9 protein-coding genes are annotated in these 13368 nt (G+C 69.2%); 8 read left to right on the top strand and 1 reads right to left on the bottom strand.

Annotated features, from left to right (window positions below; translation table 11 throughout):
• Positions 1 to 25: 25 nt before the first annotated feature.
• Positions 26 to 940, top strand: a complete 915-nt coding sequence (gene rarD / locus QLQ85_RS08440; RefSeq protein ID WP_282738585.1) for an EamA family transporter RarD — start codon at positions 26 to 28, stop codon at positions 938 to 940.
• A gap of 111 nt (positions 941 to 1051) precedes the next feature.
• Positions 1052 to 2209: an NAD(P)/FAD-dependent oxidoreductase gene (locus QLQ85_RS08435; protein WP_282738584.1), complete on the top strand. Its 1158-nt coding sequence runs from the start codon at positions 1052 to 1054 to the stop codon at positions 2207 to 2209.
• Between the two features lie 3 nt (positions 2210 to 2212).
• Here QLQ85_RS08435 and QLQ85_RS08430 read toward each other — a convergent pair whose 3' ends face one another.
• On the bottom strand, positions 2213 to 3811 hold the full coding sequence (locus QLQ85_RS08430) for a methyl-accepting chemotaxis protein (RefSeq protein ID WP_282738583.1): 1599 nt from the start codon (positions 3809 to 3811) through the stop codon (positions 2213 to 2215).
• Positions 3812 to 4084: 273 nt separating this feature from the next.
• Here QLQ85_RS08430 and QLQ85_RS08425 point away from each other — a divergent pair, with 273 nt between their 5' ends.
• The 6 genes from QLQ85_RS08425 to QLQ85_RS08400 all read left to right on the top strand — a co-directional run bounded on the left by QLQ85_RS08425 (position 4085) and on the right by QLQ85_RS08400 (position 13211).
• Positions 4085 to 5791 carry a SulP family inorganic anion transporter gene (locus tag QLQ85_RS08425; protein WP_282738582.1) on the top strand — a complete coding sequence of 569 codons (1707 nt, stop codon included), beginning with the start codon at positions 4085 to 4087 and terminating at the stop codon, positions 5789 to 5791.
• A 337-nt stretch (positions 5792 to 6128) separates the two neighbouring features.
• Positions 6129 to 7292: a TAXI family TRAP transporter solute-binding subunit gene (locus tag QLQ85_RS08420; protein WP_282738581.1), complete on the top strand. Its 1164-nt coding sequence runs from the start codon at positions 6129 to 6131 to the stop codon at positions 7290 to 7292.
• 74 nt (positions 7293 to 7366) lie between these two features.
• On the top strand, positions 7367 to 9379 hold the full coding sequence (locus QLQ85_RS08415; protein ID WP_282738580.1) for a TRAP transporter permease: 2013 nt from the start codon (positions 7367 to 7369) through the stop codon (positions 9377 to 9379).
• A 45-nt stretch (positions 9380 to 9424) separates the two neighbouring features.
• A complete protein-coding gene (locus tag QLQ85_RS08410; protein WP_282738579.1) occupies positions 9425 to 10864 on the top strand; it encodes an enoyl-CoA hydratase/isomerase family protein in 1440 nt (479 codons plus the stop codon).
• Positions 10861 to 12057: an acyl-CoA dehydrogenase family protein gene (locus QLQ85_RS08405; RefSeq protein ID WP_282738578.1), complete on the top strand. Its 1197-nt coding sequence runs from the start codon at positions 10861 to 10863 to the stop codon at positions 12055 to 12057. The genes QLQ85_RS08410 and QLQ85_RS08405 overlap by 4 nt, the downstream gene beginning before the upstream one ends.
• A gap of 32 nt (positions 12058 to 12089) precedes the next feature.
• The gene (locus QLQ85_RS08400; protein WP_282738577.1) at positions 12090 to 13211 is read left to right on the top strand and encodes an acyl-CoA dehydrogenase family protein; all 1122 of its coding nucleotides are present in this window, start codon (positions 12090 to 12092) and stop codon (positions 13209 to 13211) included.
• Positions 13212 to 13368 lie beyond the last annotated feature (157 nt).

Raw genomic sequence — 13368 nt, 5'->3', positions numbered from 1 at the left:
AACGCTTTTCCCGGACGAGCCGAGCATGCCTACCACCCCCACTCCCGCCCAGGAAACCGGCAAGGGCGTTGCCTTCGGGCTGACCGCCTACATCCTGTGGGGCTGTTTTCCGCTGTTCTTCGCACTGTTCGAGGGCGTGCCGGCGCTCGAGGTGCTGATCCACCGGGTGATCTGGTCCTGTCTCTTCCTGGTCGGACTGGTCACCCTGCTCGGCCGCTGGTCCCCCATCCGCCAGGCGCTGCGCGCGCCCCGTCGGCTGGGCCGGGTACTGGGCTGTGCCCTGCTGATCGCGCTGAACTGGGGGCTCTACATCTACGCCGTGGAGACCCGCCAGGTGTTCCAGGCGAGCCTCGGCTACTTCATGACCCCGCTGGTCAACGTCGCCCTCGGCATGCTGGTGCTGCGCGAGGCGATGCACCGGCTGCAGGCCGTGGCCGTGGGGCTGGCCGCGCTGGCCATCGTCATCCAGCTGATACTGCTCGGCGAGCTACCCTGGATCAGCCTGGCCCTGGCGCTCTCCTTCGGTACCTATGGCCTGCTTCGCAAGCAGGTACCGCTGGATGGCCTCTCGGGGCTGTTCGTCGAGACCCTGCTGCTGCTGCCGCTGGGCCTGCTGGCCCTGGCCTGGCTCGACCGGACCGGCCTCTCCCATTTCCTGGCTGGCACCGAGATCACCCTGCTGCTGATCGCCAGCGGCGTGATCACCGCCCTGCCGCTGCTGGCCTTCGCCGGCGCGGCGCGGCGCCTGCGCCTGGCCACCCTGGGCTTCCTGATGTACATCAACCCCAGCATCCAGTTCTTCATCGCCTTGCTGGTGTTCCGCGAGCCGCTCTCGCCGGTCCAGCTTGGCACCTTCCTGCTGATCTGGACCGGGTTGGCGCTCTACTCCTGGTCGGCCTGGCAATCGCGCCCCCGGGTGTCCGCCGCCAGCGTGGAATGAGCCGTCACCGACCCAGGGTATCGACCGCCCCCTTGCCTGGCAGGGCCGAGTGACGGGTCAGGCTTCGCGCCGACCCTCGCTCCCCCCCGCCGGTTCGGCTACCATCGCGCCATGCCCCACCTCTCCGACACCCCCGCGGCCCCGCCGTCACGCCAGCTGGTGCTGGTGGGAGCGGGCCATGCCCACCTCCATGTGGTGAGCCACCGCCACCGGCTCGACGACACCCGGGTGACGCTCGTCGACCCTGGCGGCTTCTGGTATTCGGGCATGGCCAATGGCATGCTCGGCGGTCGGCTCACGCCGGCCGAGGACCGCCTCGACCCGGCCCGGCTCGCCGCTCGGCATGGCGTCACGGCGGTGCGGGGCCGCCTCGCCGGCCTCGATCTCATCCATCGCCAGGCGATCCTCGAGGACGGCCGCGCCCTTCCTTTCGACCTGCTCTCGCTCAATCTCGGCTCCATCTGCCAGGCCCCACCGGCGCGACGTCCGGGGCCGGCGGTCTGGACCGTCAAGCCGATTCCCTGCCTGGTGGCGCTGCGCCGCTGCCTCGAGGCCGACTTCCGCCGCGGGGCCGGGCCGCGCCTGGTCGTGGTAGGCGGCGGGGCCAGCGGCGTGGAAGTCGCCTGCAACCTCTCGGCGCTGAGCCGGCGTCACGGTGTCAACAACACAATCACCCTGGTGACCCGCGGCCAGCGCCTGCTCGAAGACGCCCCCCGCGGCGCCAGCCGCTGGCTGTCACGCCTGCTGGCGCGCCGCGGCATTCAGGTGCTCGGCGGCACCAGCGTCATCGGCCACGCCGCCGGCGGGGCCCTGATCCGCAGCGACGAGACGCTCAGAGGGGAAGACAGCCTGGCCCTGCTCGAGGCCGATCACGTGATCCACGCCAGCGGCCTCACGCCACCCCGTGTGATCGATCGACTCGGCCTGCCGGTGATCCCGGACCGCGGGCTGGCGGTGGCGTCGAGCCTGCAGAGCACCGGCGACCCGGATGTCTTCGCTGCCGGCGATTGCGCCGCCATGGTCGACCATCGGCTGCCGCGGCTCGGGGTCTACAGCGTGCGCCAGGCACCGGTACTGCTCGACAATCTGGCCGCACGGCTCGCGGATCGCCCCCTCCGGGACCATGTGCCCCAGCCGCGGGCCCTGGCGATCCTCGACCTCGGCGAAGGGCTCGGCCTGGCGATCCGGGGGCAGTCCTGGTGGACCGGGCGGCTGATGCTGCTCTGGAAACGCTGGCTCGATCGCCGCTTCATGGCGCGTTATCGCTGACTCTCAGGCGGCACTACGCTCGGGCTGGTAGCCGATGCGGAAACCGCCCCAATGTCGGCCGTTGACGAACACCGGTACCGAGAGATCGTGCATGATCTCGCCGGTATCACGCTTGTAGGTCTGCAGCAGCAGGGTATCCTGGTGGGACCCGCAGCGCCGCCCGGTGGGGTCGTCGAAGATCCGCTTGCTGCGGCTGTATTGCAGGTCATGCTCGGGGTCGCCGGTGGGTGGACGGCTGACCTTCAGGTTATGGGTCGGCACATAGCCATGGCGGTCGCAGCCGATGGCGTAGGCCAGGCCGAGCCGCTCCAGCAGGGGTTCCTGGATGGCCGGCAGGTGCTCGTCGGTGAAGCCGTCGAAACCGGTACGGTATTTGGGCGGCTGGGTACCGGCCATCGGTTCGTAGCTGGGCTCGAACAGCGCCGCCAGGGTCAGCTCACCCCGCTGGACGGCTTGCTCGAGCAACCGGCCGAGCTGATCGGCCGCCTTCCGGGCCGCCCGGAACACCTGCTGATGACGTCCCTCGAGACGCTGCTGGGCGAGGGCCGCGTCCACCGCCTCGGCCGCGGCCATCAGGGCGTGGGCCTGACTGGCCAGGTCATGCATGTCGCGATTGCCCTCGTCGACTTCCCGCTCGAGCGACGCGAGGGTCTCGGCGACGCGTCGGCTATGCCGCCGGGTATCTTCCATCGCCTCGGCGATGCCGGCGATCTCACCCTCGACGCGATCGAAGTCGCCGGTCATCGCCGTGAGCTGCTCCCCCACCTGCTGCATCTCGCTGGCGCGGTCGCCGACCCGCGCCATCAGGTGGCCGATGGTATCCACCACCTGGTGGCTGCTGCCACCGATGTCCCCGACCAGCGCCTCCACGCTGCGCGTCGCCTCGGCGGTCCGCCGCGCCAGCTCGCGGACTTCGCCTGCGACCACGGCGAAACCGCGCCCGTGCTCACCGGCGCGCGCCGCCTCGATGGAGGCATTCAGCGACAGCAGGTTGGTCTGCTCGGCGATCTCCTCTATCAGCGAGGTCACGCTGCGCACACTGTCGGCCTTCTGCTCCAGTGCCGCGAGCAGGCCCAGGGCCTCCCGCGAGCGCTCGGCCAGGGCCTGCATGTCCACCACGACCCGCGAGAGGGCCTCGCGACTCTCGTGACTCGACGCGCGGGAGCGGCTGGCCACCGACGCCAGCTCGGCGGTGCCGCCGGCGACCTGCTCGATGGCGCCGGTGATGGCGCTCATGCTCGACGAGGCGTCGCGCACCACGCTCTCCTGGCGCACCAGCCGCTGGTCCATGCGATCGGCGTGATGCGAGACCTCCGCCGAGGCGATGGCCGTGCTGCCGGCACGGCCCACCAGGTCATGGGCCATCCGCCGCAACGACAGATAGTCGCGCACCGGCGGCAACCAGCCGCGCCAGCCGTCCCGCTTCAGCGCCGCGGCACCGGCGGCATGGACGGTGGCCATGCCGATGGTGAACAGCACGCCTCCGGACAACCAGGCAAGGCCCAGGGCGAGATAGAACGGCCAGTCGGCACGCAGGAGGACGAGCGGCAGCACGGCCGCCGTGGCCGTCAGCAGGGCGGCCAGAAGCATCAGGATTCGCATGGCGGACGAGACTCGATCATGGTGGATGTCTTGTTGCTGGCAAGGTCTTCAAGCATGGAGCATAGCGCCTTGCCACGCGGGACTGTGCTGCACTTTGGACTGACACACCAAGGTCGCACTCAAGCTATCCCGGCATCGGCCGATATTGGCGCTCGCCGGCGGCGGTTTCACCAGATACCAACCAACACTCAACCCGCCCGGCAATATCGTTTAGTCTGGTAGCCTGTCAGCGGCCCACGTGGCCGGGTGTTCCTTCGACGACGACGAGACCGGATGCTCAAGCGCTATCTGCCGATCCTCACCTGGCTGCCCCACTACAACCGCCGACTCTGTGGTGCCGACCTGCTCGCCGGCATCATCGTCACCATCATGGTGATCCCCCAGTCGCTGGCCTACGCCATCCTCGCCGGCCTGCCCGCGGTGGTCGGCCTCTATGCCAGCATCCTGCCGCTGCTCGCCTACACCCTGCTCGGCACCAGCAGCACCCTGGCGGTGGGGCCGGTGGCGATCATCGCCCTGATGACCGGCGCCGCCCTGGCCGGGGTCGCCACCCCGGGCAGCCCGGAGTACCTCCAGGCCGCCCTGGTCCTCTCGCTGCTCTCGGGCGGCATGCTCACCCTCATGGGGCTGATGCGGATGGGCTTCTTCACCAACTTCCTGAGCCACCCGGTGATCGCTGGCTTCCTCTCCGCCTCGGGCATCCTGATCGCCGCCAGCCAGGCGGCCCACCTGCTCGGCATCGAGGCCAACGGCTATACCGTGGCCGAGCTCGGGCTGAGCCTGGCCGGCAACCTCGCCGGCACCCACTGGTCGACGCTCGCCATCGGTGCCGGCAGCCTGGTCTTCCTGGTCGCGGTCCGCCATGCAGGCAAGACGACGCTGCAACGCCTGGGGCTGTCCGAGAGCATCGCCGCCCTGCTCGCCAAGGCCGGCCCGGTGCTCGCCGTGGTGGCCACCACCCTGCTCACCTGGCAGCTCGACCTGGCGAGCAAGGGCGTGGCGGTGGTCGGCAACATCCCCCGGGGCCTGCCCCCGCTGACCCTGCCGGGCTTCGAAGCCTCACTGTGGCGCACCCTGCTGGTGCCGGCGCTGCTGATCAGCGTGGTGGGCTTCGTGGAGTCGGTCTCCATGGGCCAGATGCTCGCCGCCAAGCGGCGCCAGCGCATCTCGCCCAACCAGGAGCTGATCGGCCTGGGCGGCGCCAACCTCGCCGCCGCCTTCACCGCCGGCATGCCGGTCACCGGCGGGCTGTCGCGCACGGTGATCAACTTCGAGGCCGGCGCCCAGACTCCCATGGCCGGCTTCTTCGCGGCCCTGGGGATCGGCCTGGTGACCCTGGCCCTGACCCCGCTGCTCCATCACCTGCCGATCGCCACCCTGGCCGCCACCATCACGGTGGCGATCCTCACCCTGGTCGACATCCCCATGATCCGCCAGACCTGGCGCTACTCGAAGAGCGACTTCTCGGCCATGGCGGCGACCATCCTGCTGACCCTGGTGGAAGGCGTGGAGGCCGGGATCGTCGCCGGCGTACTGCTCTCCATCGGGCTCTTCCTCTACCGCACCAGCCGGCCCCACAGCGCCCTGGTCGGGCGCATCCCCGGCACCGAGCACTTCCGTAACATCGAGCGCCACGACACCGAGACGGCCAGCCATGTCGCGCTGCTGCGCATCGACGAGAGCCTCTACTTCGCCAACGCCCGCTACCTCGAGGATACCGTCTATGCCCTGGTGGCGAGCCGCCCGGAACTCGAGCACGTGGTGCTGATCTGTTCGGCGGTCAACCTCATCGACGCCTCGGCGCTGGAGAGCCTGGACGCCATCAACGCCCGCCTCAAGGACTCCGGCGTCACCCTGCACCTGGCCGAGGTCAAGGGACCGGTGATGGACCAGCTGAAGAACAGCGACTTCCTCGACGACATCACCGGGCGGGTCTTCCTCAGCACCTATGCCGCCTGGAGCGAGCTCAAGCGCAACTGAATCTCCTCCCGAAGCAGGCTTTCACGCTCGCTTCCCCGTGACGCCTGCCGCCCGGCAACCTCGCCCCCTCGCCGGCGCGGCACTAGACCTTGGTCGCAAATCCCCAGGCACGTCGCTCGGCTCGCCTCACTGACGGCCCCGGTAATCACTGCAGATTCATCGAGTTAATCCACCCGTTTCGCCTGGCAGACGACACGCCTCCCGTGGGTCGCTGAACAGGCGTTGACACCCGCGGCTCGGCTTCCCTAGTATCGACCTGTATTCGGAACAATATACCGCATAGCAAAACACCAGCCATCGACAACAACAACCACAACCAAGACACAGGAGCGCCCCCATGCGTCACCTCGCCCGACACCTCGCCATTGCCACGCTTCCGCTCTCGCTGCTCGCCGCCGCTATCGGCCAGGCCAGCGAGGAGGTGGAACTGCCGCGCACCATGGCCTGGACCGCCTACGGCACCAACTCCAGCGGTTATGCCCAGGCCGTGGCCATCGGCGGCATGCTGCAGGACCACTACGACACCGCGGTGCGCATCCTGCCCGGCGACAACGACGTCTCGCGCATGACCCCGCTCAAGCAGGGGCGCGTCGACCTCTGCGCCTGCGGCATCGCCAGCTACTACGGCGCCGAGGGGGTGATGATGTTCGCCCACCCCGACTGGGGCCCCCAGCCGCTGCGGGTGATCACCACCTCCACGGCCTCCTTCGGGCTCTCGCTGGCGGTGGCCGGCGACCTGGATGTCGAGACGCCGGCCGACCTCGAGGGCAAGAGGGTCGCCTATATCCGTGGCGACGACGCCCTGAACAAGGGCACCGAGGCCTACCTGGCCTTCGGCGGCCTGACCTGGGACGACGTCGAGCGCGTCGATTACCCCGGCTACGGGCGCTCCTTCGACGGCATCATCGCCGGCAACGTCGACGCCTCCTTCACCACCACCGTCACGCCCCCCGCCCAGCAGTTGGCCAGCAGCCCACGAGGCATCAGCTGGCCGGTGCTCGATCCGGACGATGCCGAGGGCTGGGAGCGCATGCAGGCGATCGCCCCCTACTTCCGCCCCCATGAGGTCACCTCCGGTGCCGGCGGCATCAGTGCCGACAACCCGGTGCCCAGTGCCAGCTACCCCTACCCCATCGTGGTCGCCAACCAGGACCTCGACGACAAGGTCGCCTACGGGCTGATCAAGGCCCTGCAGGACAACTACGACGACTACAAGGATGCGGCGCCGGGCGCGGTGGGCTACGCGCTCGAGTACCAGGACCTGCAGTGGGTGATCCCCTTCCACGACGCCGTGGTGGAGTACTACGAGGAGATCGGTGTCTGGACCGATGAGATGCAGGCGCACCAGGAATCCCTGGTCGAGCGCCAGGCCGTGCTGCTCGAGACCTGGAACGCTTTCCTCGACGGTGCCCCCGACGACGAGGACGCCTTTCGCGAAGCCTGGATGACGGCACGTGCCGATGCCCTGCGTGACGCCGATTTCGACCCCGTCTTCGAGTGACCCCCGCCGGGGCGGCTCGGACCGCCCCGGTTCGCCCTTCCCGAGAGCACCGCTCCAACGCCCTGGACCCCGATATGACCACAGCGAATACACAAGGCGGCTCGCCGCCGCAGGTCAGGGAGAAGATCAGCCAGATTCGCCGGCTACCATCCTGGCTCAACTGGATTCCGGGTACCGTCACGATCGCGCTGATGCTGATGACCCTGGACTACCTGTTCAATCTCGGCCTGCTGAACATCGTCACGGGCCTCGAGACCCGGTTCTACTATGCGGTGGTGGCGCTGCTGCTGCCCCTGGTCTACCTGCTCTGGCCGCTCCGTGCCGCCGCCCTGCACGGGCCCATTCCCTGGTACGACTACCTGCTCAGTGCCGTGACCCTGGTCGTCGGCGGCTATTTCGTCTTCCACGCCGACTCCATCCTCGAGCGCGGCTGGGCCTTCGCCGCCCCGGACACCGCCATCTGGGCCAGCTACGCCTACTGGCTGCTGATCGTCGAGGCCGCACGACGCGCCGGTGGCTGGCCCATCGCCGTGATCGTCACCGCCTTCTCGCTCTATCCCCTGGTGGCCGATGTGATGCCGGGGCCGATCCAGGCCTTCCCCTCCTCCCTCGAGGAGACGGCCATGTACCACACCATGAGTACCGAGAGCATCATGGGGGTGCCACTGCAGGCCTTCGCCGGCCTGGTGATCGGCTTTTTGGTGTTCGGGGTGGTGCTGCAGAAGAGCGGCGGTGGCAAGTTCTTCATCAACCTGGCCTTCGCCCTGCTCGGCCACGTGCGGGGTGGCCCGGCCAAGGTCTCGATCTTCTCCAGCGGCCTGATGGGCTCGATGAGCGGCAGTGTGATCAGCAACGTGCTGACCACCGGGGTGCTGTCGATTCCCGCCATGCGCCGCATCGGCATGAGCCGCTCCTTCGCCGGCGGGGTGGAGGCCTGTGCTTCTACCGGTGGTGTCTTGATGCCTCCGGTGATGGGCGCCACGGCCTTCGTCATGGCCATGTTCCTCGACGTGCCCTATGCCGCCGTGGCACTGGCCGCGGTGATCCCGTCCGTCCTCTACTTCCTTGGCCTGTTCATCCAGATCGACGCCTATGCCGCGCGACACGAGATCAAGGGGCTGCCCAGCGAGGAGCTGCCTTCGCTGTGGGCCACCCTCAAGGAGGGCTGGTACTTCATCTTCGTCTTCGCCCTGCTGGTATGGATGCTGTTGGTCATGCAACGCGAGGCCGTCGCGCCCTTCTACGCCACCGCCTTGCTGCTGGTGCTCAACCAGCTCTCCAAGCACAACCGCTGGGGCTGGAAGGATGTCGGTGAGACGCTGTCGGGTGCGGCCAGGCTGTTCGCGGAGCTGATCGCCATCCTCGCCGGGGTCGGCATGCTGGTCGGCGCCCTGTCGATGACCGGTCTCTCCGGCACCATCGCCAACGACTTCATCCACCTGGCGGGGGGCAGCGTGCCGCTGCTGCTGATCATGGGGGCCCTGACCAGCTTCGTGCTGGGCATCGGCATGACAGTGACCGCCGCCTATATCTTCCTGGCGGTGGCCCTGGCGCCGGCCCTGATCCAGGGCGGCGGCCTCGACCCCATGGCCGTGCACATGTTCATCCTCTACTGGGGCATGCTCAGTTTCATCACCCCACCGGTGGCGCTGGGCGCCTTCGCCGCCGCCACCGTCGCCGGGGCGCGTCCGATGGCGACCGGCCTGCAGGCCATGCGGCTGGGCAGCGTGATCTACTTCATCCCCTTCCTGTTCGTGCTCAATCCGGCGTTGATCATGCAGGGCGAGCCGCTGCAGATCCTGCTGGTGTTCGTCCAGGCACTGGCGGGCATCGTGCTGTTCGCCTCGGCCATGCAGGGCTACCTGATCGGGGTCGGGCGACTGGGCCATGGCGCGATCCAGGAAACGGCGATCCGCGCCCTGGTGTTGATCTCGGGGCTGACCCTGGCCCTGCCCGGGGGCGGCATGGTGCCTCTCGGTCAGTTCGAACTGCTCGGCATCTCGCTGGCCACCCTGGTGCCCGCCGTGCTGCTGGCCCGCTGGAGTCGACGCCACAGCCGTAACGGCTCGCCCCAACCGGGCCTGTGAAGCGGCCCCTACCCCACACGACGACCATCACCTGGAGCCCATTGCATGCCAGCCTGTGTCCACTACCAGCGCCATGACGACATCGGCGTGATCCGCATCGACAATCCCCCCGTCAACGCCCTCGGCCATGCCGTGCGCAGCGGCCTGCTCGAAGCGCTCGACCAGGGCCAGGCCGATGACGGCGCACGTGCCCTGGTGTTGATGGCCGACGGCCGCACCTTCATCGCCGGCGCCGATATCCGCGAATTCGGCCAGCCTCCGCGGCTGCCGATACTGCCAGAGGTCATCGCACGCCTCGAGGCCAGCACCAAGCCCCTGGTGGCGGTACTCCACGGCACAGCTCTGGGCGGCGGCCTCGAGGTGGCACTGGGCTGCCACTACCGGGTGGCCCTGCCGGGCACCCGGGTCGGCCTGCCCGAGGTCAAGCTCGGCCTGCTGCCCGGTGCCGGCGGTACGCAGCGGCTGCCCCGCCTGGTCGGTGTGGACAGTGCCCTGGAACTGATCACCAGCGGGCGTTTCGTGCCCGCCGACGAGGCATTGACGCTGGGCATCATCGATGCCATCGACCAGACCGATGTCCCGCTCGATGCCGGCCTAGGCGCCGCGCGCGCCATCCTGGAAGGCCAGCGTACCGCCCGCCGGACCGGCGAGCTGCCCGCACCCGCCGCCGACCCTGGGGCCATCGCCCGCCATCGGGTCCGGCTCGAGGCCGAGGTGCCCGACCTGTTCTCGCCATTCCGCTGTATCGAGGCCGTCGCGGCCAGCACCGAAAGCAGCCTGGCCGAGGGGCTGCGCCGCGAGCGCGAGCTGTTCCTCGCCTGCATGGACTCCCCCCAGCGGGCCGGCCTGATCCACGCCTTCTTCGCCGCCCGCGCCCCGCACCGGGTGCCCGAGGCCGGCGAGCCCCCGGCGCTGACCCGCATCGCCCTGCACGGCGAGCATCCGCTCTTCGAGCGCCTCGAGCGCCATGCCGGACACTCCGGCATCGCGCTCACCGAGCGGCCTGACGCGTCGACACAGGCCTGCCTGATCGCCCCCGGCGACGCGGCCCCCGATTGCCCGGCGGCTTGCCTGCGTATCGCCCTGCAGCCGGCCGATGCCGACGGCCGGCTACAGGACCTGAACGCGGACCTGGTCCTGGTCATTCCGCCCCAGGGCGCGCTGCTGGAACTGGTCGCCACTCGCGCCAGCGCCGAGCGGCAGCAGGCCGCGGCCGCGGCCCTCAAGGCACTGCGCCAGGCCGTCGTGGTGAGCCGCCGCGACAGCCTGCTCGCCGCCTTGTACCGGGCCGCGAACGCCGCGCCCGACGACCGGTGCGCCGCCATGGAAGCGGCCAGCCTGCTCCTCGCCGAGCAGGGGCTCTGCTACCGCACCAGTGATATCGACCTGCTGGCCGTCGAGGTCCTGGGCTACCCGCGTCACCTCGGCGGTCCCCACCGCCAGGCCACCCTCAATGCATCCGCCACCTCGGAGACGTCCCCATGAACCTCACCTACAGTGCCGAGGAGCAGGCGTTCCGTCAGGAGGTACGGGACTTTCTCGCCACTTCCCTCCCCGACGACATTCGCGAACGCGTGCGGCTCGGCCGGCGGCTCTCCGCCGACGATCACGTGCGCTGGCAGAATATTCTCGGTGAGCGCGGCTGGCTGGCCGCCAACTGGCCAGAAGAGCACGGTGGTCCCGGCTGGGGCCCGGTGCAGCGGCATATCTTCGACGAGGAGTGTGCCGCCGCCCATGCCCCGACCATTGTGCCCTTCGGCGTCAACATGGTCGCTCCGGTGATCATGAAATTCGGTAGCGAAGCGCAGCAGCGCCACTACCTGCCGCGCATCCTCGCCAACCGGGACTGGTGGTGCCAGGGCTACTCCGAACCCGGTGCCGGCTCCGATCTGGCCAGCCTCAAGACCCGCGCGGTGCGCGACGGTGACCACTATGTCGTCACCGGGCAGAAGACCTGGACCACCCTGGGGCAGCACGCCAACATGATGTTCTGCCTGGTGCGTACCGACCCCGACGCCAGGAAGCAGGCCGGCATCAGCTTCCTGCTGATCGACATGGCGAGTCCGGGCATCACGGTACGCCCGATCATCACCCTGGATGGCGCCCACGAGGTCAACGAGGTCTTCCTCGACGAGGTCCGCGTGCCGGTGGCCAACCGCATCGGCGAGGAGGGCCAGGGCTGGACCTGCGCCAAGTTCCTGCTGACCCACGAACGCACCGGCATCGCCGGGCTAGGCCACGCCAAGCAGGCGCTGCGCCATCTCAAGTCGCTGGCCACCCGGGTGCAGCACCGCGGCCGCCCGCTGCTCGAGCTGGCGAGCTTCCGTCAGCGGGTGGTGAAGGCCGAGCTCGAGCTGATGGCCCTGGAGGTCACCAACCTGCGGGTCATCGCCGCGGCCCGGGATGGTGGCGTACCGGGGGCGGAGAGCTCGCTGCTCAAGGTGCGCGGCTCGGAGCTGCGCCAGGAGCTCAGTGACCTGACCCGCCGCGCCCTGGGGCCGGCCGCGCTGCCCTTCTTCCCCGACTTCCTCCACGGCGACGGCGAGCTCGACGATCCGGCCCTGGCCGAGAGCGCCTCGAGCGCCGCCCAGTACTTCAATCGCCGCAAGCTCTCGATCTATGGCGGTGCCAACGAGATCCAGAAGAGCATCGTCGCCAAAACGATTCTTGGCATGTAAGTAACCGATCCTCGGCATGTAAGGAGCCGCCCATGGACTTTTCCCTGACCGACGAACAGCGCATGCTCGCCGACACCCTCGAGCGCCTGATTGCCGACCGGGTCGCCCCCGAGCAGCGCCGCGCCCTGCTCGAGGCACCTGCCGGCGAACGTTCGGCGCTGTGGCAGACCTTCGCCGAACTGGGGCTGCTGCACATGCCCTTCGCCGAGGAGGTCGGCGGCCTCGGCGGTGACGGCACCGACCTGATGCTCATCATGCAGGCGCTGGGACGCGGCCTGGTGCCCGAAGCCTACCTGGCTGGCCTGGTGCTGCCCGGCGACCTGCTGGCCCGACTCGGCGATGCCGGGCAGCGGGAGCGCTGGCTGGCCCCGCTGCTCGCGGGCGAGCATCAGCTGGCACTGGCCTGGCAGGAGGGCGACGCCCGCTATGATGCCCATGGCATCGCCACCACCGCGCGTCGGGAGGGTGATGGCTGGCGCCTCGATGGCGACAAGCAGCTGGTGCTCAATGCCGCCTCGGCCATCGCCCTGCTGGTCACCGCCCGCCTCGACGACGGGCGCCTGGGGCTGTTCCTGGTCCCCGCCGACGCCGCCGGCCTGAGCCGTCGCGACTACCGTACCATCGACGACCAGTCGGCCAGCGACCTGACCCTCGAGGCCGTCTCGTTGAGCGCCGACGCTTGCCTGAGCGCCGACGCCGCCAATGCGCTCGATGCCACCCTGGCGCTCGGCCGCGCGGCGCTGTGCGCCGAGGCGGTCGGTGCCATGGAGGTCGCCTGCGAGCAGACCCTCGACTACCTCAAGGAGCGCCAGCAGTTCGGCAGCCCGCTATCGCGCTTCCAGAGCCTGCAGCACCGCATGGTCGACATGCACCTGCACCTCGAGCAGGCCCGCTCCATGGCGATTCTCGCCGCCACCAGCCTCGATCGCCCCGCCGCCGAACGCGACTATCGCCTCGCCGCGGCCAAGGCCTACTGCGGCGAGGCCGCCCGCTTCGTCGCCGAACAGGCCATCCAGCTGCATGGCGGCATGGGCATGACCGACGAGTGCCATATCTCCCACTATGCCAAGCACCTGGTGATGTTCGATCACTACCTCGGTGACAGCGACCACCACCTGGAGCATGTCAGCGACCAGCTCGAGACCGCCGCCTGACGGCCCATGGTGTCAACATCAAAAGAACCGGCCCTTGAGAGGGCCGGTTTTTTTACGACGGGAAGATCCCGATCTTCGTCACAGCTTGCCCTCGAGTTCCGGCAGCGCCTCGAACAGATCCGCCACTAACCCGTAATCGGCGACCTGGAAGATCGGC

The organism is Halomonas kalidii, assembly GCF_030010475.1.
GTDB classification, from domain to species: domain Bacteria; phylum Pseudomonadota; class Gammaproteobacteria; order Pseudomonadales; family Halomonadaceae; genus Halomonas; species Halomonas heilongjiangensis.
Note: the sequence above shows the minus strand (reverse complement) of the source record. Positions and strands in the feature narration are given on the sequence as shown.

Excerpts from the sequence above, each read along its gene's own strand:
- rarD (WP_282738585.1), top strand. The coding sequence starts at position 26 with ATGCCTACCACCCCCACTCCCGCCCAGGAAACCGGCAAGGGCGTTGCC.
- QLQ85_RS08435 (WP_282738584.1), top strand. The coding sequence starts at position 1,052 with ATGCCCCACCTCTCCGACACCCCCGCGGCCCCGCCGTCACGCCAGCTG.
- QLQ85_RS08430 (WP_282738583.1), bottom strand. The coding sequence starts at position 3,811 with ATGCGAATCCTGATGCTTCTGGCCGCCCTGCTGACGGCCACGGCGGCC.
- QLQ85_RS08425 (WP_282738582.1), top strand. The coding sequence starts at position 4,085 with ATGCTCAAGCGCTATCTGCCGATCCTCACCTGGCTGCCCCACTACAAC.
- QLQ85_RS08420 (WP_282738581.1), top strand. The coding sequence starts at position 6,129 with ATGCGTCACCTCGCCCGACACCTCGCCATTGCCACGCTTCCGCTCTCG.
- QLQ85_RS08415 (WP_282738580.1), top strand. The coding sequence starts at position 7,367 with ATGACCACAGCGAATACACAAGGCGGCTCGCCGCCGCAGGTCAGGGAG.
- QLQ85_RS08410 (WP_282738579.1), top strand. The coding sequence starts at position 9,425 with ATGCCAGCCTGTGTCCACTACCAGCGCCATGACGACATCGGCGTGATC.
- QLQ85_RS08405 (WP_282738578.1), top strand. The coding sequence starts at position 10,861 with ATGAACCTCACCTACAGTGCCGAGGAGCAGGCGTTCCGTCAGGAGGTA.
- QLQ85_RS08400 (WP_282738577.1), top strand. The coding sequence starts at position 12,090 with ATGGACTTTTCCCTGACCGACGAACAGCGCATGCTCGCCGACACCCTC.